This window comes from Thermomonas fusca (genome assembly GCF_005862345.1).
Classification (GTDB): domain Bacteria; phylum Pseudomonadota; class Gammaproteobacteria; order Xanthomonadales; family Xanthomonadaceae; genus Thermomonas; species Thermomonas fusca.
This window is the reverse complement of record NZ_SROY01000005.1, coordinates 40,081-58,211: the sequence shown is the minus strand read 5'-3', so window position 1 is coordinate 58,211 and position 18,131 is coordinate 40,081. Positions and strand designations below refer to the sequence as shown.

The following is an 18,131-nucleotide window of genomic DNA, read 5'->3' as shown; positions in this document are numbered from 1 at the left end:
TGGTGCGCAGGGTACGCCCTTCACGCGGCATCCACCGGGGAATGGGCATCGTTTCGCAAGCGAATTGAAGCGAGGCGCGCATGCGCGAACAGGAACAGGCGGGACTGGTACTCATCGTCGAGGACAACCGCAACATCTCGGAGATGGTGGGCGAATACCTCGAAAGCCGCGGCTTCGAGATCGACTATGCGGCCGACGGCCTGGACGGCTACCGGCTGGCGTCGGAAAACGTCTATGACGCGATCGTGCTGGACCTGATGCTGCCGAGGCTGGACGGCATCGAGGTGTGCAAGCGCTTGCGCGGCGAGGCGCGCAAGGCCACGCCGATCCTGATGCTGACCGCGCGCGATACCCTCGACGACAAGCTCACCGGGCTGTCCTCCGGGGCCGACGACTACCTGACCAAGCCGTTCGCGATCCGCGAACTGGAAGCGCGACTGCATGCGCTGATCCGCCGCGACCGCCGCCAGGTGGGATCGGAAGTGCTGCAGGTGGGGGACCTGGTGCTGGATCCGGCGTCGTTGCGGGCCACCCGCGGAGGCATCGAGCTGCAGCTGTCCCCGATCGCCCTGCGCCTGCTGACGATCCTGATGCGCGAGTCGCCGCGGGTGGTCAGCCGGCAGGAAATCGAGCGCGAGATCTGGGGCGACGAGCTGCCGGATTCCGACACCTTGCGCAGCCATCTCTACAACCTGCGCAAGGTGATGGACAAACCGTTCGATCGGCCGCTGCTGCACACCGTGCAAAGCGCTGGCTACCGGCTTGCCGATCTGGCCGACTGACACCGGCCCGACTTCATGTCATTGCCCCTGCCTCGCCCCTCCATCGCTGCCGATCCACCGCCGGATGCGGCCGAGCGCGAGCGCGATTTCACCCGCGACGCAAGCCATGAGCTGCGCACGCCGCTGACGGTGATCCGGGTCGCCAGCGACCTGATCGCACACGACGCGGGCCTGTCTTCGGCCTCGCGGCGCTCGTTGGCGCGCATCCAGGACGCGGTGGCGGGGATGGAGGCGGTGATCGACGCGCTGCTGTTCCTGGCCCGCTGCGAACAGGCACCGCTGGGCGTGGACGACGTCGTGGTGCGCGAGGTGGTGGAGCGCGAGATCGATCGCATCCGCCCGGCGCTGCGGCACAAGGAGTTGGCGCTGCACCTGGAGGTGGAGGCGGAACCGGTGCTGCACGCGCCGCCGCGGGTGCTGCAGGTCATGCTCGGCAATCTGCTGGCCAATGCGGTGCGGTTCACCGATGCCGGCGGGGTGGTGGTGCGGTTGAAGGAAGGCAGCGTGGAGGTCGAGGATTCCGGCATCGGCATGGACGCGGCCACGCTGGCGCGCGCGTTCGAGCCGTTCTACCGCGGCGAGGGCGAACAGTACGTCGGCTCCGGGCTGGGATTGTCGATTGCCCATCGGCTGGGTCAGCGCTGCGGCTGGCCGCTGCGGCTGGACAGCACGCCGGGGCAGGGCACCCGCGCCAGCATCCTGTTCGGAAGGGCTTGCGGGGACTGAAGGCACGGTCGCCGCGCGGGCAGCGCGGTCAGGAGCGCGGCTGTCAACCGAACGCGCATCCGTGCGTTCCCATCCGTCAATCCTTCCAGACTGCCCCGCATGAGCCAGCCACGCCGTACCCGCAGCACCCTTCCCAAGGCCGGCCTGGCCGTTGCCGCCATCGCAGTGCTGGCCGCAGGCTGGTATTTCTGGAGCAAGCGCGGCGCCGCAGACGAAGCCGGCGGCTACCGCACCGAAACCGTCCAGCGCGGCGACATCCGGGTGGCGATCTCCGCCACCGGCACCCTCAGCGCCATCACCACGGTCACCGTGGGCAGCCAGATCTCCGGCCAGGTCACCGACATCCTGGTGGACTTCAACTCGCCGGTGAAGAAGGGCGAGGTACTGGCGCGGATCGATCCCTCCACCTACCAGGCCCAGCTGGAGCAGGGCAACGCGCAGATCGCCAACGCGCAGGCGCAACTGCGGCAGGCGCAGGCCAGCCTGCACAACGCCACCCTGGACTTCGAACGCAAGCAATCGCTGTCCGCGCAGAAGCTGATCGCGCGCAGCGACTATGACCTGTCGCGCGCCGCGCTCGACCAGGCCCGCGCCCAGGTCAACGCCGCGCAGGCGCAGATCCGCCAGCAGACCGCGTCGCTGAAGAACACCCAGGTCAACATCGACCGCGCGGTGATCCGTTCGCCGGTGGACGGCGTGGTGCTGACCCGCAAGATCGAGCCCGGCCAGACCGTGGCCGCCAGCTTCTCGGCGCCGGAGCTGTTCACCATCGCCGAAGACCTGTCGAAGATGAAGATCGAGCTGGCCGTCGACGAATCCGACATCGGCCAGGTCCGCACCGGCCAGGTTGTGGGCTTCAGCGCCGACGCCTTCCCCGACCGCCGCTTCAAGGGCGTGGTGGAGCAGGTGCGGCTGGCCGCCACCACCAACAACAACGTGGTCACCTACCCGGTGGTGGTGACCGTGGACAACAGCGATGGCACCCTGCTGCCGGGCCTGACCGTGAACGCGGAGATCGAGGTCAGCAAGCGCGAAGGCGTGCTGCGGATCGGCAACGCCGCGCTGCGCTTCAAGCCGGCCGAAGGTTCGCCGTTGGCCGAGCTGCAGGTGCAGGGCGCACCTGCCGGCGGTACCGGCGGCAATGGCGCCAACCGCGGTCCGGGCATGGGCGAGGACCTGCAGGCGCTGGCCGGCTCGCTGGACTTGAACCCCCAGCAGAAGGTCGCGTTCGACACTGCGCTGGAAGAAATGCAGAAACGCCAGGCCGAGCGTATGGCGCAGGCACAGACGCAGCAGGGCGCGTCGGGCCAGCAGCAGGGCGGCAACCGGCTGTTCGGCGGTGGCGGCATGCGCATGGGCGGCGGCAGCGGCGGCGCCAACCCGGCGATGCTGGCGCAGATGCGCGCGCGCATGCGCGACCGCCTGAACCAGCAATTCGGCGCGTTCGTGTCCACCCTCGACGATGCCCAGCGCGGCAAGTGGAACGCCGGCCTGGAGGCGCAGCTCAGCGCCAAGCGGGTGCAGGCGTACAGGCTGGTCGGCGGCAAGCCGCAGCCGGTGATGCTCAAGGTCGGCGCCAGCGACGGCAGCAGCACCGAGATCTCCGGCCGCGACATCAAGGAGGGCGACCTGATCATCTCCGGCGAGCGTTCGGCGGCGGAGGGCAAGTGATGGCGGCCCCGGGGGCAGTCCCGGTCATCCTCACCCATGGCCTGGGCAAGGTGTATTCGGCGGGCACCGAGGCCGAGGTGGTGGCGCTGCGCGGCGTGGACATGCGCATCGACCGCGGCGAGTTCGTCGCGATCATGGGCCCGTCCGGTTCCGGAAAATCCACCCTGATGAACCTGATCGGCTGCCTGGACACGCCCACCAGCGGCTCTTATGAGTGCGACGGGGTGGACGTGGCGACCCTGGACGCCGAAGCGCTGGCGGCGCTGCGCCGCGACAAGATCGGCTTCGTGTTCCAGGGCTTCCACCTGCTGTCGCGGATGAGTGCCACCGACAACGTGGCGATGCCGATGGGCTATGCACAGATCCCGCCAGCCGAACGCCGCCGCCGCGCGCTGGCGGCGCTGGAAGCGGTGGGCCTGGGCGCGCGCGCCGGGCATTTCCCCAACGAGCTCTCCGGCGGCCAGCAGCAGCGCGTGGCGATTGCCCGCGCGCTGGTCAACCAGCCGCCGATCCTGCTGGCCGACGAGCCCACCGGCGCGCTGGACAGCAAGACCGGCGAGGAAATCCTGACCCTGTTCAAGCGCCTGCGCGATGACGGCCATACCGTCATCCTGATCACCCACGATGCCCACGTTGCCGCCCACGCCGACCGCACCTACGTGATGCGCGATGGTGAGCTGCACGAACAGACCGAAGCGGAGGCCGCATGAGTTTCCTCGACATCCTGCGCACCGCGTTCTTCGCCCTGCGCGGCAACTGGATGCGCAGCGCGCTGACCTCGCTGGGCGTGATCATCGGCATCGCCGCGGTGATCGTGATGGTTTCGATCGGCCAGGGCACCCAGGCCGAGATCGACAAGATGGTGTCCGGGCTGGGTTCGCAGCGGCTCGACATCGGCAGCGCCGGCGGCATGGGCGCGGGTGGTGCGCGAATGGCGCAGGGCAGCCGCTGGAGCCTGAGCGAAGGCGACGTGGAGGCCATCCGCGGCGAGGTGCCGAGCGTGCAGTACGTCGCCGGGTCGCTGCGCGGCGGCACCCAGGTGGTGTTCGCCGAGAACAACGCCTCCACCCAGTGGCAGGGCGTGCAGGCGGACTGGTTCGCGATCAACGACTGGCAGATCGCCAAGGGCCAGGGCTTCGACGCCGGCGATTACGGCGGCGGCGCCAAACCCGTGATCCTCGGCGAAACCGTGCGCAAGGCGCTGTTCGGCGACGACGAGGAAGGCATCGGCCAGACCGTGCGGCTGGGCCGGGTGCCGTTCACCGTGGTCGGCGTGCTGGGCTCGAAGGGGCAGGGCGGCTTCGGCCAGGACCAGGACGACATCGTGGTGGTGCCGCTGGAAGCCGCGCGGCGCCGGCTGTCGAGCGCACAGGGCATGCCGCCGGGCGCGGTGCAGAGCATTGCGGTCGGCGTCGACGACCCGCGCAACCTGGCCAGCGCGCAGGCCGAGATCGAGGGCCTGCTGCGCCAGCGCCACAAGATCGAGCCCGGCGCCGACGACGACTTCGCGGTGCGCAACATCAGCCAGATCGTCGCCACCCGCACCGCCACCACCAACCTGATGTCCAAGCTGCTGGGCGCGGTAGCCGGCATCTGCCTGATCATCGGCGGCATCGGCATCATGAACATCATGCTGGTGTCGGTCACCGAGCGGATCAAGGAAATCGGCCTGCGCATGGCGGTGGGGGCGGGGCCGCGCGACGTGCGCCGGCAGTTCCTGGCCGAGGCGATGCTGATCTCGCTGATCGGCGGGGTGATCGGGATCGGGATCGGCGTGGTCGGCGCGCTGCTGGTCGGCAAGTTCGGCAACCTGCCCGTGGAGCTGAACGCCAGGGTGGTGCTGCTGGCGGCGGCGTTCTCGATCAGCACCGGGCTGTTCTTCGGCTACTACCCGGCCCGCAAGGCTTCGCTGCTGGACCCGATCGAGGCGCTGCGCGCGCAGTAGCGTGGCGGTTCCTGTTTCCGCCTGGCGGCAAGAGGCCAGGCGGACACCGCCGGGCTTACGGCCCTTGCGACCGGCGGGCGTCGCTTAACGAAGCTCGAAGCGGGGCCTGTGGCAAAATGGCGCATTCGATCATCGATGTCCGCAGCCTGATGCCAGCCCGCCTTCCCGCCATGCCCGCCAGCACTCGAGTGCGCCCGCGTGGCTGACCTGTACGGACACCTTCCGCGCGGCCCCGCCGGGGTGCTGCGCGCCGCGCGCTGGTCGATGCTGGGCCTGCGCGCTGCCTGGCTGCACGAGTCCTCGTTCCGGCTGGAAGTCTGCCTGTTCGCCGTGCTCGGCCCGCTAGGCTGGTGGCTGGGCGCCACCCCGGTGGAACAGGTGCTGCTGATCGGCAGCTGCCTGCTGGTGATGGCGATGGAGCTGATGAATTCCTCGATGGAAGCGGTGATCGAGCGCTTCGGTTCCGAACGCCACGAACTGGCCGGCCGGGCCAAGGACATGGGCTCGGCCGCGGTATTCGTGCTGATGATCAACGTGGCACTGGTGTGGGCGCTGCTGCTGTTGCCGCGCTATCTGTAGACCGCGCTCCGGCGCGACATGAAGAGTAAAGAATGGACCTGAGTTTTCTTGCTTCCCCGGATGCCTGGCTCACCCTTGTGACCCTGAGCGCCCTGGAAATCGTGCTGGGTATCGACAACCTGGTGTTCATCTCGATCGCGGTCAGCCGCCTGCCGGAGCACCGCAAGCCGTTCGCGCGCAAGCTGGGCATCGCGGTGGCATGCATCACCCGCATCCTGCTGCTGGTGACCCTGGCGCACCTGGCGCGGATGTCGGAGGACCTGTTCGTGCTGTTCGGCCTGGGCATCTCGGTCCGCGACCTGGTGCTGATCCTGGGCGGCGCCTTCCTGCTGGTGAAAGGCCTGCAGGAAGTGCGCGACATGATCACCGGCGGCGAGGACGAGGACCCGCGCACCACCAAGACCTCGGCGGTGTTCGGCATGGTGATCGCGCAGATCGCGGTGATCGACATCGTGTTCTCGCTGGATTCGGTGATCACCGCGGTCGGCATCGCCGAGCACATCCCGATCATGGTGTTCGCGATCCTCACCGCGGTGGCGATCATGCTGCTGGCGGCAAACCCGCTGGGCCGCTTCATCGACGAAAACCCGACCGTGAAGATGCTGGCGCTGACCTTCATCCTGCTGGTCGGTGCGGTGCTGATCCTGGACGGCCTGGACGTGCACGTGCCCAAGCCCTACATCTACTTCGCGATGGGTTTCTCGGTGCTGGTCGAGTGGCTGAACCTGCTGATGCGCCGCAAGGCGGTGGCGCACAAGGTGCCCGGCGCCGGCGAGTGGTAACCGTCCCGAACTGACCCCCTTTCCGGAGCCGCAGCCGCATGCCCATCCTGCACCAGATCGACCCCGTCGCCGTTGCGCTGGGGCCGCTGAAGATCCACTGGTACGGGCTGATGTACCTGCTCGGCTTCGCGGTGGCCTGGTGGCTGGGCCGCCGCCGCGTGCGCGCCGGCCGCCTGCCCGGAGTGGACGACAACGGGTTCGGCGACCTGATGTTCTACGCCATGCTGGGCGTGGTGCTGGGCGGCCGCATCGGCTACGTGCTGTTCTACGACTTCGGCAGCTTCCTGCAGAACCCGCTGATGCTGTTCAAGGTATGGGAAGGCGGGATGAGCTTCCACGGCGGTCTGTTGGGCGTGCTGGTCGCGGGTGCATGGTGGTCGCGGCGGCAGCGCCTGCACTTCTTCGACACGGTCGACTTCGTCGCCCCGCTGGTGCCGGCCGGGCTCGGTTTCGGTCGCCTCGGCAATTACATCGGCGGCGAGTTGTGGGGCAAGCCCACCCAGGGCACGGCGTTCGAGGGCTGGGGCGTGGTGTTCCCGCACGCGTTGCCGGAGCCGTTCGCCTCGATGGATGCGGTGACGCTGAAGGCGCAATTCGACAGCGGAATGCTGGATGCGTTCGCGCGCCATCCCTCGCAGCTGTATCAGGCCACGCTGGAAGGGCTGGTGATGTTCGCGGTGCTGGTCTGGTATTCACGCAGGCCGCGCCCGCGCTACGCGGTGGCCGGGCTGTTCGCGCTGCTGTACGGCAGCTTCCGCTTCCTGGTGGAATTCGTGCGCGAACCGGACGCGCAGCTGGGCTACCTGGCCTTCGGCTGGCTGACCATGGGCCAGGTGCTGAGCACGCCGTTGATCCTGCTGGGCCTGTTCTGGCTGTGGCGCTCGCGCAGCGCGCCCACGCTGGCACCGGAAGTGCGCTGATGCGGCAATACCTGGACCTGCTGCGGCACGTGCTGGAGCACGGCAGCGACAAGGCCGACCGCACCGGCACCGGCACCCGCAGCGTGTTCGGCTGGCAGATGCGCTTCGACCTGGCCGAAGGCTTTCCGCTGGTCACCACCAAGAAGCTGCACCTGCGCTCGATCATCCACGAGCTGCTGTGGTTCTTGCAGGGCAGCACCAACATCGCCTACCTGAAGGACAACAAGGTTTCGATCTGGGACGAATGGGCCGATGCCAATGGCGAACTCGGCCCGGTCTACGGCAAGCAGTGGCGCAGCTGGGAAGGCGCCAATGGCGAAACCTTCGACCAGATCCGCTGGGTGGTGGACGAGATCCGCCGCAACCCGGATTCGCGCCGATTGATCGTGTCGGCCTGGAACGTGGCCGACTTGCCGAAGATGGCGCTGATGCCCTGCCACAGCCTGTTCCAGTTCTACGTGGCGGACGGGAAACTGAGCTGCCAGCTGTACCAGCGCAGCGGCGACATCTTCCTCGGCGTGCCGTTCAACATCGCCAGCTACGCGCTGCTGACCCACATGGTGGCGCAGGTCTGCGGCTTGGGCGTGGGCGATTTCGTCCACACGCTGGGCGACGCGCATCTGTACAGCAACCATTTCGAGCAGGCGCGCGAGCAATTGGCGCGCGCGCCGCGGGCGTTGCCGACGCTGAAGCTCAACCCCGAGGTGCGCGACATCTTCGGCTTCGGCTTCGAGGACATCGCCATCGAAGGCTACGCCCCGCTGCCGGCGATCAAGGCGCCGGTGGCGGTTTGAACCAGCCATGCGCGTTTCGTTGATCGCCGCGCTGGACCGCAACCACGCCATCGGCCGCGGCAACGCGCTGCCGTGGCACCTGCCCGACGACCTCAGGCGTTTCAAGGCGCTGACCCTGGGCAAGCCGGTGCTGATGGGGCGCAAGACCGCGCAGTCGCTGGGCCGCGCGCTGCCGAAGCGCAGCAATCTGGTGCTGACCCGCGGCGGCGCGGTGCCGTTCGCGGGGATGCAGGCCGTGGCCTCGCTGGAAGCGGCCATCGCGTTGGCCGCGGGCGAAGGCGACGAGCTGTGCGTGATCGGTGGCGGCGAGGTCTACGCGCTGTCGCTGTCGCTGGCCACCCATCTGCACCTGACCCATGTCGAGACCGTGGTCGAAGGCGCGGATACGTTCTTCCCGCGCTTGGACGCGCAGCGCTGGCGGGAAACCGCGCGCAGCCACCATCCGGCGGACGCGGCGCACCCGTTCGCGTTCGACTTCGTCGACTACGAGCGCGCCTGACCTTCGGCCGGCCGGCCGCCGTCGTGGCGGCGCGGGCCTTGTTGCCCATGCGGTTTGTTGCCCTGTCGCGGCGGGCGCTGCTTCGGCGCGGGCGCCGGCACGTCGCGGCCGGGCACCTGCACCAGCTGGAACTCGTCGCCGTCCAGCCGCAGCGCGGTGAGCTTGCCGCTCCACACCGCGCCGGTGTCGATGGCGTGCACGCCGTGGCCGATGAACAGGCCCAGCGTGCTCCAGTGGCCGCAGACGATCTTCAGGTCGCGCGGCGCGTGGCCGGGCACCGAGAACCACGGATACAGGCCCGGCGGTTGGCTGCCGGGCGCGCCCTTGTGTTCGAACGCGATGCGCCCGCGCGGGTGCAATAGCGCATGCGGGTGAAGATGTTGATGATGGCGCGGTCGCGCTCGCTGCCCTGCAGCCGCGGCGACCAGTCCGGGCCGTCGCCGTACATGTTCTTCAGCAGCTTGCGATAGCCGTCGCCGCGCAGCCGGGCCTCGATCTCGCGGGCGTGTTTCTCGGCCAGCTGGGTGGTCCATTTCGGCGCCAGCCCGGCATGCACCATCATCCAGCCCAGCTTGCGGTCCACGTGGGCCAGCTTGCGCCCGCGCAGCCATGCCAGCAGCTCCGGCGCGTCGTCGGCGAACAGCACGCCCTGCAGGTCGGGGTTGACTCGGCGCTGTTCGTCCGGCGTGCGCTCGGCCACCGCCAGCAGCGACAGGTCGTGGTTGCCCAGCACCACTTCGCAGTGTTCGCGCAGCGAATGCACCAGCCGCAGGGTTTCGATCGACTGCCCGCCGCGGTTGACCAGGTCGCCGCAGAACCACAGCCGGTCGGCCGCCGGGTCGAAGTTGACCTTCTCCAGCAGGCGCTGGGTGACGTCGTAGCAACCCTGCAGGTCGCCGATTGCCCAGACGGCCATCTCAGTGCAGCGTGCGCGGGATGGACAGGGTGAACGCCGGGATCGGCGCGGCGAAGCGGGTGCCGTCGTCGGCCAGCACGTCATAGCTGCCGCGCATGGTGCCGATGTCGGTCTCCAGCACCGCGCCGGAGGTGTACTGGAAGCCTTCGCCCGGGCGCAGCCACGGCTGCTCGCCCACCACGCCTTCGCCCACCACCTCGCGGACCTTGCCGTTGCCGTCGGTGATCAGCCAGTGGCGGCCCAGCAGGCGTGCCGGCACGCGGCCCTGGTTGCGGATGTGGATGGTGTAGGCGAACACGTAGCGGTCTTCCTCCGGCGCCGATTGGTCGTCGAGGAAGCGGGTATCGACGTCGATGTCGAACTGGTAATCGTTGCTGCTCATGCGGACATTCTAGCGGGCGCGTGGCGCGCCGCGCCGGTTCCGTTCAGGCGCCGAGCAGCAGGTTGGCCAGACGCACGAAGCCGGCCACTTCGACCTGCTCCGCGCGCGCGTCCGCGCGCAGGCCGGCGGCTTCGATGGCGGCGGCATCGGCAACCCCGTTGAGGGCGTTGCGCAGGGTCTTGCGGCGCTGGCCGAAGGCGGCGCGGACGACGTTGGCGAAGACCGCGCGGTCCCGCACCTCGATGCGTTCCGCCGGTTTCGGCAGCAGCCGCACCACCGCCGAGTCCACCTTCGGCGCCGGCCGGAACGCGCCCGGCGGCACCACGAACAGCGGTGTCACCGCGCAGTAAGCCTGCAGCATCACGCTCAGGCGGCCGTACACCTTGCTGCCGGGGCCGGCGGCCATGCGTTCGACGACTTCCTTCTGCAGCATGAAGTGCATGTCGCGGATCGCCGCGGCGTGGTCCAGCGCGTGGAACAGGATCGGCGAGCTGAGGTTGTAGGGCAGGTTGCCGACCAGCCGGATCTGTCCGCTGGTGTCGCCGCGCTGCGCGGCCAGCGCGGTGAAATCGACGCCCAGCACGTCGCCCTCGATCAGGTGCAGCGTGCCGTGCTCGCGCGCGGCGGCCTGCAGCGGCGCGTGCAGGTCGCGGTCGAATTCGATGGCGGTGATTTCGCCGTGCCTCTTCAGCAGCGGAAAGGTCAGCGCGCCCTGGCCGGGGCCGATCTCGACGAGGACATCGCCCGGCCGCGGGTCGATCGCCTGCACGATCTTCTCGATCACGCCCTTCTCGTGCAGGAAGTTCTGGCCCAGATGCTTCTTGGCCGGTTCGGTGAAGCCGGTGTTCATGGCAGGCGGGCTCATAGCAGGCGTGTTCCCGGCGGCACGTCGCGGTCCGGTACGCACAGCGCCACCGCGCCGTCGGCGTCGTGGAAGCCGGTGACCAGGCATTCGGACATCAGCGGGCCGATCTGTTTGTTGGGGAAGTTGACCACCGCCACGACCAGCCGGCCGACCAGATCCTCGGGGCGATAGTGCACGGTGATCTGCGCGCTGGACTTGCGCACGCCGAGTTCGGGGCCGAAGTCGACCTGCAGCACGTAGGCCGGCTTGCGCGCCTGTGCGAACGGTTCGGCGGCAAGCACCCGGCCCACGCGCAGTTCGACTTTCAGGAAGTCGTCGAAGCCGATGGTTTCCATCATGCGTCCGCTTGCCGCGCCGCCAGCTGCGCGCAGCAGCGGATGGCGGCGAACAGGCTGGACGGATCGGCCTTGCCGGTGCCGGCAAGGTCGAGCGCGGTGCCGTGATCCACCGCCACGCGCGGGTAGGGCAGGCCGAGGCTGATGTTCACCGCGTTGGCGAAATCGGCGTGCTTGAGCACCGGCAGGCCCTGGTCGTGGTACATCGCCAGCACCGCGTCGAACCCCGCCAGCTTGCCGGGCAGGAAGGCGGTGTCGGCCGGCAGCGGGCCGACCAAGTGCAGGCCATCGGAGCGCAGGCGCTCCAGCGTCGGAATGATGATGTCCAGCTCCTCGCGGCCCAGATGGCCGTCTTCGCCGGCGTGCGGGTTCAGCCCCAGCACCGCGATCACGGGCGCGGCGATGCCGAACTGCAGGCGCAGGGCCGCATCGACGATCCGCAGCGTGCGCTCCAGCGCGTCCGGGGTGATCCGGTCGGCCACTTCGCGCAGCGGCAGATGCACGGTCTGCAGGGCCACCCGCATCGTCGGGTTGGCCAGCATCATCACCACCTCGGCGCCGGCGTGCGCGGCCAGCAGGCCGGTGGTGCCGGTATACGGAATGCCGCCGTCGTTGATGACCGCCTTGTGCACCGGGCCGGTGACCAGACCGTGCATGCGCCCGTCGAGGCAGGCCTGCGCGGCGCTGGTCAGCGCGGCGATGACCGACACCGCGTTGGCAGGCTCGGGCGTGCCGGGCGCAACCTGGTGCGGATGCGGGATGTCCACGATCTCCAGGCTGCGCGGCGTCGCCGGGGTTTCACCGGCGCGATGCAGGACCAGTGGCAGCGATAGCGCGGCGGCGGCGCGATGCAGGCTGGCGGCATCGCCGAACACGACCAGATCCGCGTCCCAGTCGCACTGGGCCGCCTGCACGACGAGTTCCGGGCCAACGCCCGCGGGCTCGCCGGGAACCAGCGCTAGCAGCGGGCGCATGGATGCCTCAGAAGACTGCTCGGCTGCCCTCGGGGCGTTCGACCGGGGCCATCTTGGGCTTTTCCTTCTCGGTTTGCGGCAGCTCGGGCTGGGTGGACTTGCCTTGCTCGTTGCGCACGTCCACGTAGGCTTCGCCGCGCGTCTCGCGCAGGAAGCGGTCCCACTCTTCTTCCAGCTTGCGGCGGCCGATGGTCTCGCGTACCTGTGCGCGCAGGTTCTCGTCGCCGGCGGCGATCTCGCGGCTGGCGTTGCGCTGCACGATCACCCAGCCGGCATCGGTCTTGAACGGCGCCGAGGTCTGGCCGTCGGACAGCGCGGCCACCTGCATGCCGAAGGCGGTGCCGTAGGTGTCGGCGCCGAACCAGCCGAGGTCGCCGCCGCGACGGCGGGTGGTGGCATCATCGGAATCCTCGCTGGCCAGCTTGGCGAACTCCGCCCCGCCGGCCAGGCGCGCCGCCAGCGTGTCGATCTTCGCCTTGGCGGCGGCATCGTCGGTCTTGTCGTCGACCCTGACCAGGATCTGCCGCGCCGAGAACTGGGTGACCTTGTCTCCACCGGCGGCGGCCTGGGTGCGGGTGCCGACCAGCTGCAGCAGCTGGAAGCCGCTGGGGCCGCGGATCGGGCCGATCACCTGGCCGTCCTGCATCTGCTGGATGGCCGATGCGAACGACGGCGGGATCTCGTTGGCGCTGCGCCAGCCCAGATCGCCGCCTTCCAGCGCGTTGGGGCTGTCGGAATAGCGCACCGCGGCGGCGGCGAAGGTCATCTCGCCGCGGTCGATCAGGCCCTTCACGCCCTCGATCTTCTTCTGCGCAATGGCGATTTGCTCCGGGCTGGCCGCTTCCGGCGTCCCCACCAGGATATGGGCGAGGTGGAACTGCTGGGTCGCGGTGGCGGAGGCGTTGGCCATGGCCGCGTCGACTTCGGCTTCGCTGACGTTGATGCGGCCCTGGGCGAAGCTCTGGCGCAGCTTCTGGGTGATGATTTCGTCGCGCAGGCTGTTGCGGAAATCGGTGAACGACATGCCGTCCTGCGCCAGCCGCTCGCGCAGCTGGTCGATGCTCATGCCGTTCTGCTGGGCGACGCCCTGCACCGCGCGTTCCAGGTCCTGGTCGGTGGCGGTGATGCCGGCGTCGGTGGCGCGCGAAATCTGCAGGCGCAGCAGCACCAGGCGCTCAAGCACCTGCCGCTCCAGCACGTCCGCCGGCGGCAGCTGGGTGGCCTGGCCGGCGTACTGGGCGCGGATGTTGGCGATCGCGCGGTCCAGTTCGCTGCGCAGGATCACGTCCTCGTTGACCACGGCGGCGATGCGGTCGACCGGCTGGAGGGCGGCGGCGTCCTGCGCGGACGCGCCACCGGCAAGCAGCAGCACGGGCAGCAGCGCGGCGAGGTAGCGGGGAGCACGATGGATGGAGGTCATGGATTGGCGTTCGCGTTGTCGGGCGGGGAAGGCTGGCCCGTGGCGGTCTGCGGCGGCACCAGATAAAGGTCGTCTCGATTGTAGCCGAGGATCGCCCGGCGCAAGGCGCTGCGCGCGTCCTGGCCGGCCGAACCCAGACCTTTGAGTTCGATTTCGAACATCAGCGCATTGCTCAGGTCACCGGCGCGGTTGTGCACGTAGCGGCGGGCTACCAGCCGCATGGCGATGCAGCAGCTGTCCCACTGCACCCCGGCCAGGCTTTCCAGCGCCTTGCGGTCGCGCAGCGAATAGTAGCTGCGGCCGACCAGGCTCCAGCTGGGATTGAGCGGGTACAGGAACGACACGTCCACCTGCTCCAGCAGCGCGCGGCGATAGCGGTAGGCGAGGTTGAACACGCCTTGGTCGGGCAGCAGGTAGCGCGCGCGCAGGCTGGCGAGGTCGGTGCGTCCGAACTTCGGGTCGCGCTGGTAGGAAGCGCCGATGGTCCAGCGGTCGGTGGGCGCGTAGTTGACATCGGCCACCCACGCCGAGCGGCCCTTTTCGGTCACCGGCTCGTTGGGCAGGCGCACCCGCGATTCCTTGAGGTAGCGGATCTGGCCGAGGCTGGCGGAAAAGCGTTCGAAACCATCCGCCTGGCGGATCATGCGCGAGCTGACCGCCAGCGTGATCTGGTTGGCATCGGCCTGGCGGTCGGCGCCGGAATAGCGGTTTTCGCGGAACAGCTGGCCCCAGCTGAAGGTCAGCGGCTGGGTGTCGAACACCGGCATGTCGGCCTGGTCTTCGTAGGGCACGTTCAGGTAGAACAGGCGCGGCTCGATGGTCTGCAGATAGCGCTTGCCTTTCACCTGGGTTTCGCGGTCGAAGAACAGCCCGGTGTCGACGCTGAAGATGGACTGCGCGCGGGTCGGTGACTCGCCGCCCAGCGCCTGCCCCAACGCGCGGTCCAGCGAATAGCCGGTGTAGCGCCAGGCCAGGGTGGGGCGCAGGAACCAGGCGTCGCCTTCCAGCGGTGCGCCGATCCACGGGCGCAGGTCCACGCGCGAACCGGCGGCGTACAGCGGATGGTGGAAGCGCACCGCCTCGGCATCGACGCCGGCGTGCAGCAGGCCACCGACGCGGCGCTCCCAGCTGAGGTAGGCGCGCGGCAGGCGGTCATAGGGCAGCACCGCGTCGGTCAGGGTGTAGTCGGCCAGCTGCCAGTGGTCGGCGACCACGCCGGCGGTCCAGTCGCGGCCACGGCCGTACACGCCCAGCGCGCTGTACGAGGTCGCCTGTGACAGGCCGTCGATGCTGCTGCTGAAGTCTTCGTAGTAGCGCGGGTCGCTGATCCAGTTGAGGCTGGCGCGCGCCTGCCAGTCGGGGGTCAGGTTGTGCACGCCTTCGAAATGCCCCAGCCCGCGGCTGCGGTCGCGCAGTTGATCGTTCGGCATCCACACGCCGTCCAGCGTGCCCTCGCCGTCCTCCAGCAGGTAGCGGAACTGGCCCCCCAGCAGCGCGCCACGCTTGCTCATCCAGCGCGGGCTGAGGGTGGCGTCGTAGTTGGGCGCCAGGTTCAGGTAGACCGGCTGCCGCCAGTCGAAGCCGTTGCGGCCGGAATTGGAGATCGACGGATACAGCAGGCCGGTGCGGCGGCGCTCGTCGGTGGGGAACATGAACCAGGGCATGTACAGCACCGGCACCTTGCCCACCTTCAGGCTGGCACCGCGCGCCACCGCCATGCCGGATTCGGTGTCGATGTCGATCCGGCGCGCGCTCACTTCCCAATGGCGCTGCTCAGGCGGACAGCTGGAGAAGGTGGCGCCGCGCAGGCTGCCGAGCTCGCCGGTCAGGTTCAGGCTGTCCGCCTTGCCGTTGCCGCGCCGTGACAGCAGCTGGTACTGCAGGTCCTGCATGGTGTGGGTGTCGGTGTTCTGGTCACCCTCGGCGCGGGCCGCGCGCAGGCGCAGGCCGCGGGCCTGGAAGCGCACGCTGCCTTCCGCCGCGTAGTTGCCCGCCTCCTTGTCGAAGATGAGCTGGTCCGCGCCCATGAACTGGTTGCCGCGACGCATGGTCACGTTGCCCTGGAACACCGGGTTGGCGTCGGTACCGGAGAGCAGGTCGCCCTCGATATCGGTGGGCGTGTCGCCGGTGGGATCGATGTTCAGGCCTTCCGGCGCGCGGATGGCGTCGGCGAACGGCGGCACCACGTCGCCGATCGGGCACAGCCGCCAGGTCTGCGGCGGGTCGTCGGCGGCGCGCGCCTGCAGGCAGAACGCGACGCACAGGGACAGGGGAAGCAGGCGCAGGACGGGGCGCACGGGCGATCCGGGGCGAAAAACGGATCGTTAGCTTGCCGGAAGCGGCCAGCAGCGGCAAACGCGGGACGCACCGCGCGTTTGCGTGCGCTTCAGGCGCGGGCTCAGAAACGCAGCGTGTCGATGTGCGCCACCACGCATTCGGCCAGCGTGGCGAGGTCGTAGCCGCCCTCCAGCGTGGAGACGAGCCTGCCGTCGGCATGGCGGTCGGCGATGATGACCAGTTCGCGGGTCAGCCAGGCGAAATCCTCGGTGTCCAGCAGCAGCCCGGCCAGCGGGTCACGGCGATGGCCATCGAAACCGGCCGACACCAGCAGCAGCTGCGGCTTGAATGCATTCACCGCCGGCAGCAGCTCCTCGCGCCAAACGGTGCGGAAGTCGACGCCGTCGCTACCCTTCGGCAGCGGCGCGTTGAAGATGTTGCCGCAGCCGGTTTCGTTGCGCGCGCCCGACTCCGGATACAGCGGCCACTGGTGCGAGCTGGCGTAGAGCACCCGCGGCTCGAGTTCGAACACCGCCTGGGTGCCGTTGCCGTGGTGGACGTCGAAATCGACGATTGCCACCCGCTCCAGGCCATGGCGATCGATGGCATGGCGCGCCGCCACCGCGACGTTGTTGAACAGGCAGAAGCCCATCGCCGCCGCCGGGGTGGCGTGGTGGCCGGGCGGGCGCACCGCGCAGAACGCGCGACGCGTGCGTCCGGACATCACTGCATCCACCGCCGCTACGCCGGCGCCGGCGGCACGCAGCGCGGCCTCGGCGGACTGCGGCGACAGGAGGGTGTCGGGATCCAGCGGCTGCAGTTCGCGCGGCGCGGTTTCCAGCACCGCGTCGAGCAGATGCGCATCGTGCACGCGCAGCAGCTGGCCGCGGCTGGCGGGCGGCGCCTGCTGCCAATCCAGGTCGGGGTGCGCGGCTTCCAGCGCATGCAGCACCGCGCGCAGCCGTGCCGGGCGCTCGGGGTGGTCGGGGCCGGTGTCGTGGGCCAGGCAGGCAGCGTGGGTGTAGATCTGCATCACCTGCCGTCCCTCCGTCCGGGTTCTACCTGCGGCGCTCGTGCTTCCACAGCACTTCGCCGTGGCCGCTGGCGCGGGCCAGTACGCGGCACAGCACGAACAGCAGGTCGGAAAGGCGATTCAGATAATGCACCGGCTGCGGGCGCACGCTTTCCAGCCGCGCCAGTTCCACCGTGCGGCGCTCGGCGCGACGCACCACCGTGCGGGCCACGTGGCAGCGCGCTGCGGCGATGCCGCCGCCGGGCAAGATGAATTCCTTCAGCGGCGGCAGGTCATGGTTGTAGTGGTCCACCTGTGCTTCCAGCGCTTCGATGTCGGCATCGAAGATGGCCGAATGGCCGGGAATGCAAAGCTCGCCACCGAGGTCGAACAGCTGGTGTTGGATGCGCACCAGCAGTTCGCGCACGTCGTCCGGAAGCTCCGCCGCCAGCAGCACGCCGATGCAGGAATTGGCTTCGTCGACGGTGCCGTAGGCTTCCACCCGCGCCGAATCCTTGCCGACGCGCGAACCGTCGCCGAGGCCGGTGCTGCCGTCATCGCCGGTGCGGGTATAGATCTTGCTGAGGCGATTGCCCATGGATTCCTGCTTTCCTTCTTCCGATTGCGGGAGAAGCGTTCGAAGGCGGGAGGGGGACTGTTACGCCGTCTGCGCGCGCAGCGCCGGAACCTGCCGGCGCAGCAGCTCGAAGCCGCCGAACAGCAGCGCCGCGTAGAACAGCGTGCCCAGCACGGTCCACTGGAAGAACGGCACGCCGGCGATGAAGGCGGCCGCCAGACCGGCAGCGTTGTGCGGATACATCGCACCGAACGCCCACACGCCGGCGTTGGTCAGCACGAAGAACAGCAGCGAGCCGGCCAGCGAATAGCCCAGCACGCGGCCGGCGCCGACCTTGCCGCGCAGGCCGAAGCCCAGCACGGTGGACAGGGCGATGCAGGCGTACACCATCAGGTAACCGGCGCTGGCGAAGTAGCTCCAGTAGATGCCGCCATTGACCAGGCCCAGTACCAGATCGGAGGCGAACATCGCCACCAGCGGCACGATCAGCGCCCAGTGGCGCTTGGCGAAATAGGCGCCGCCGAACAGCGCGACCGCCTCGATCGGGGAGAAATTCGGCGGATGCGGAATGACCCGGCTCAGCGCCGCGACGAAGATCAGCGCGGTGAGCAGCAGCGGGCCGGCGGGGAGCGTCGAGGCGGGGCGATTCATGGCATTCGGGCGGGCAGACTGCGG

At 69.2% G+C, this 18,131-nt stretch carries 19 protein-coding genes and 1 pseudogene; 10 read left to right on the top strand and 10 right to left on the bottom strand.

What is annotated here, in order from left to right; genetic code table 11:
- The first annotated feature begins 80 nt into the window (after positions 1–80).
- The 10 genes from E5S66_RS11145 to E5S66_RS11100 all read left to right on the top strand — a co-directional run bounded on the left by E5S66_RS11145 (position 81) and on the right by E5S66_RS11100 (position 8,698).
- The gene (locus tag E5S66_RS11145; RefSeq protein ID WP_138349288.1) at positions 81–782 is read left to right on the top strand and encodes a response regulator transcription factor; all 702 of its coding nucleotides are present in this window, start codon (positions 81–83) and stop codon (positions 780–782) included.
- A gap of 15 nt (positions 783–797) precedes the next feature.
- The gene (locus E5S66_RS13840) at positions 798–1,508 is read left to right on the top strand and encodes a sensor histidine kinase (RefSeq protein WP_138349286.1); all 711 of its coding nucleotides are present in this window, start codon (positions 798–800) and stop codon (positions 1,506–1,508) included.
- Positions 1,509–1,607: 99 nt separating this feature from the next.
- Complete coding sequence (locus E5S66_RS11135) at positions 1,608–3,179, top strand: efflux RND transporter periplasmic adaptor subunit (RefSeq protein WP_138349284.1); 1,572 nt, start codon at positions 1,608–1,610, stop codon at positions 3,177–3,179.
- Positions 3,179–3,889, top strand: coding sequence for an ABC transporter ATP-binding protein (locus E5S66_RS11130; RefSeq protein ID WP_138349282.1), 711 nt, complete (start codon positions 3,179–3,181; stop codon positions 3,887–3,889). The genes E5S66_RS11135 and E5S66_RS11130 overlap by 1 nt, the downstream gene beginning before the upstream one ends.
- The gene (locus E5S66_RS11125) at positions 3,886–5,124 is read left to right on the top strand and encodes an ABC transporter permease (RefSeq protein WP_138349280.1); all 1,239 of its coding nucleotides are present in this window, start codon (positions 3,886–3,888) and stop codon (positions 5,122–5,124) included. Before E5S66_RS11130 ends, E5S66_RS11125 begins: the two co-directional genes overlap by 4 nt.
- Positions 5,125–5,322: 198 nt before the next feature.
- The gene (locus tag E5S66_RS11120; RefSeq protein WP_028840334.1) at positions 5,323–5,703 is read left to right on the top strand and encodes a diacylglycerol kinase; all 381 of its coding nucleotides are present in this window, start codon (positions 5,323–5,325) and stop codon (positions 5,701–5,703) included.
- A gap of 32 nt (positions 5,704–5,735) precedes the next feature.
- Entirely contained in the window at positions 5,736–6,485 is a 750-nt protein-coding gene (locus tag E5S66_RS11115; RefSeq protein ID WP_028840335.1) for a TerC family protein, read from the top strand.
- Between the two features lie 38 nt (positions 6,486–6,523).
- Entirely contained in the window at positions 6,524–7,405 is an 882-nt protein-coding gene (gene lgt / locus E5S66_RS11110; protein ID WP_138349278.1) for a prolipoprotein diacylglyceryl transferase, read from the top strand.
- Complete coding sequence (locus tag E5S66_RS11105; RefSeq protein WP_138349276.1) at positions 7,405–8,199, top strand: thymidylate synthase; 795 nt, start codon at positions 7,405–7,407, stop codon at positions 8,197–8,199. The genes lgt and E5S66_RS11105 overlap by 1 nt, the downstream gene beginning before the upstream one ends.
- A gap of 7 nt (positions 8,200–8,206) precedes the next feature.
- Positions 8,207–8,698: a dihydrofolate reductase gene (locus E5S66_RS11100; protein WP_138349274.1), complete on the top strand. Its 492-nt coding sequence runs from the start codon at positions 8,207–8,209 to the stop codon at positions 8,696–8,698.
- Here E5S66_RS11100 and E5S66_RS11095 read toward each other — a convergent pair.
- The 10 genes and pseudogenes from E5S66_RS11095 to E5S66_RS11050 all read right to left on the bottom strand — a co-directional run bounded on the left by E5S66_RS11095 (position 8,683) and on the right by E5S66_RS11050 (position 18,107).
- Positions 8,683–9,614: pseudogene (locus E5S66_RS11095) on the bottom strand (symmetrical bis(5'-nucleosyl)-tetraphosphatase). The gene E5S66_RS11100 and the pseudogene E5S66_RS11095 sit on opposite strands and share 16 nt — an antisense overlap.
- Before the next feature lies 1 nt (position 9,615).
- Positions 9,616–9,996 (bottom strand): Co2+/Mg2+ efflux protein ApaG, encoded by a 381-nt coding sequence (gene apaG / locus E5S66_RS11090; protein ID WP_028840340.1) that lies wholly within the window; start codon positions 9,994–9,996, stop codon positions 9,616–9,618.
- Between the two features lie 43 nt (positions 9,997–10,039).
- Entirely contained in the window at positions 10,040–10,846 is an 807-nt protein-coding gene (gene rsmA / locus E5S66_RS11085; RefSeq protein ID WP_138349452.1) for a 16S rRNA (adenine(1518)-N(6)/adenine(1519)-N(6))-dimethyltransferase RsmA, read from the bottom strand.
- Between the two features lie 11 nt (positions 10,847–10,857).
- Entirely contained in the window at positions 10,858–11,196 is a 339-nt protein-coding gene (locus E5S66_RS11080) for a tRNA-binding protein (protein ID WP_138349272.1), read from the bottom strand.
- A complete protein-coding gene (gene pdxA, locus E5S66_RS11075) occupies positions 11,196–12,170 on the bottom strand; it encodes a 4-hydroxythreonine-4-phosphate dehydrogenase PdxA (protein WP_138349271.1) in 975 nt (324 codons plus the stop codon). The genes E5S66_RS11080 and pdxA overlap by 1 nt, the downstream gene beginning before the upstream one ends.
- A gap of 7 nt (positions 12,171–12,177) precedes the next feature.
- Positions 12,178–13,590, bottom strand: coding sequence for a peptidylprolyl isomerase (locus E5S66_RS11070; RefSeq protein ID WP_138349269.1), 1,413 nt, complete (start codon positions 13,588–13,590; stop codon positions 12,178–12,180).
- Positions 13,587–15,887 carry an LPS assembly protein LptD gene (gene lptD, locus E5S66_RS11065; RefSeq protein WP_138349267.1) on the bottom strand — a complete coding sequence of 767 codons (2,301 nt, stop codon included), beginning with the start codon at positions 15,885–15,887 and terminating at the stop codon, positions 13,587–13,589. Before lptD ends, E5S66_RS11070 begins: the two co-directional genes overlap by 4 nt.
- Before the next feature lie 101 nt (positions 15,888–15,988).
- Positions 15,989–16,900 (bottom strand): histone deacetylase family protein, encoded by a 912-nt coding sequence (locus tag E5S66_RS11060; protein WP_028840345.1) that lies wholly within the window; start codon positions 16,898–16,900, stop codon positions 15,989–15,991.
- Positions 16,901–16,925: 25 nt separating this feature from the next.
- Complete coding sequence (locus tag E5S66_RS11055) at positions 16,926–17,477, bottom strand: cob(I)yrinic acid a,c-diamide adenosyltransferase (RefSeq protein WP_028840346.1); 552 nt, start codon at positions 17,475–17,477, stop codon at positions 16,926–16,928.
- 60 nt (positions 17,478–17,537) lie between these two features.
- Entirely contained in the window at positions 17,538–18,107 is a 570-nt protein-coding gene (locus E5S66_RS11050; RefSeq protein WP_212745350.1) for a DUF6580 family putative transport protein, read from the bottom strand.
- Positions 18,108–18,131 lie beyond the last annotated feature (24 nt).

Excerpts from the sequence above, each read along its gene's own strand:
- E5S66_RS11145 (WP_138349288.1), top strand. The coding sequence starts at position 81 with ATGCGCGAACAGGAACAGGCGGGACTGGTACTCATCGTCGAGGACAAC.
- E5S66_RS13840 (WP_138349286.1), top strand. The coding sequence starts at position 798 with ATGTCATTGCCCCTGCCTCGCCCCTCCATCGCTGCCGATCCACCGCCG.
- E5S66_RS11135 (WP_138349284.1), top strand. The coding sequence starts at position 1,608 with ATGAGCCAGCCACGCCGTACCCGCAGCACCCTTCCCAAGGCCGGCCTG.
- E5S66_RS11130 (WP_138349282.1), top strand. The coding sequence starts at position 3,179 with ATGGCGGCCCCGGGGGCAGTCCCGGTCATCCTCACCCATGGCCTGGGC.
- E5S66_RS11125 (WP_138349280.1), top strand. The coding sequence starts at position 3,886 with ATGAGTTTCCTCGACATCCTGCGCACCGCGTTCTTCGCCCTGCGCGGC.
- E5S66_RS11115 (WP_028840335.1), top strand. The coding sequence starts at position 5,736 with ATGGACCTGAGTTTTCTTGCTTCCCCGGATGCCTGGCTCACCCTTGTG.
- lgt (WP_138349278.1), top strand. The coding sequence starts at position 6,524 with ATGCCCATCCTGCACCAGATCGACCCCGTCGCCGTTGCGCTGGGGCCG.
- E5S66_RS11105 (WP_138349276.1), top strand. The coding sequence starts at position 7,405 with ATGCGGCAATACCTGGACCTGCTGCGGCACGTGCTGGAGCACGGCAGC.
- E5S66_RS11100 (WP_138349274.1), top strand. The coding sequence starts at position 8,207 with ATGCGCGTTTCGTTGATCGCCGCGCTGGACCGCAACCACGCCATCGGC.
- apaG (WP_028840340.1), bottom strand. The coding sequence starts at position 9,996 with ATGAGCAGCAACGATTACCAGTTCGACATCGACGTCGATACCCGCTTC.
- rsmA (WP_138349452.1), bottom strand. The coding sequence starts at position 10,846 with ATGAACACCGGCTTCACCGAACCGGCCAAGAAGCATCTGGGCCAGAAC.
- E5S66_RS11080 (WP_138349272.1), bottom strand. The coding sequence starts at position 11,196 with ATGGAAACCATCGGCTTCGACGACTTCCTGAAAGTCGAACTGCGCGTG.
- pdxA (WP_138349271.1), bottom strand. The coding sequence starts at position 12,170 with ATGCGCCCGCTGCTAGCGCTGGTTCCCGGCGAGCCCGCGGGCGTTGGC.
- E5S66_RS11070 (WP_138349269.1), bottom strand. The coding sequence starts at position 13,590 with ATGACCTCCATCCATCGTGCTCCCCGCTACCTCGCCGCGCTGCTGCCC.
- E5S66_RS11060 (WP_028840345.1), bottom strand. The coding sequence starts at position 16,900 with ATGCAGATCTACACCCACGCTGCCTGCCTGGCCCACGACACCGGCCCC.
- E5S66_RS11055 (WP_028840346.1), bottom strand. The coding sequence starts at position 17,477 with ATGGGCAATCGCCTCAGCAAGATCTATACCCGCACCGGCGATGACGGC.
- E5S66_RS11050 (WP_212745350.1), bottom strand. The coding sequence starts at position 18,107 with ATGAATCGCCCCGCCTCGACGCTCCCCGCCGGCCCGCTGCTGCTCACC.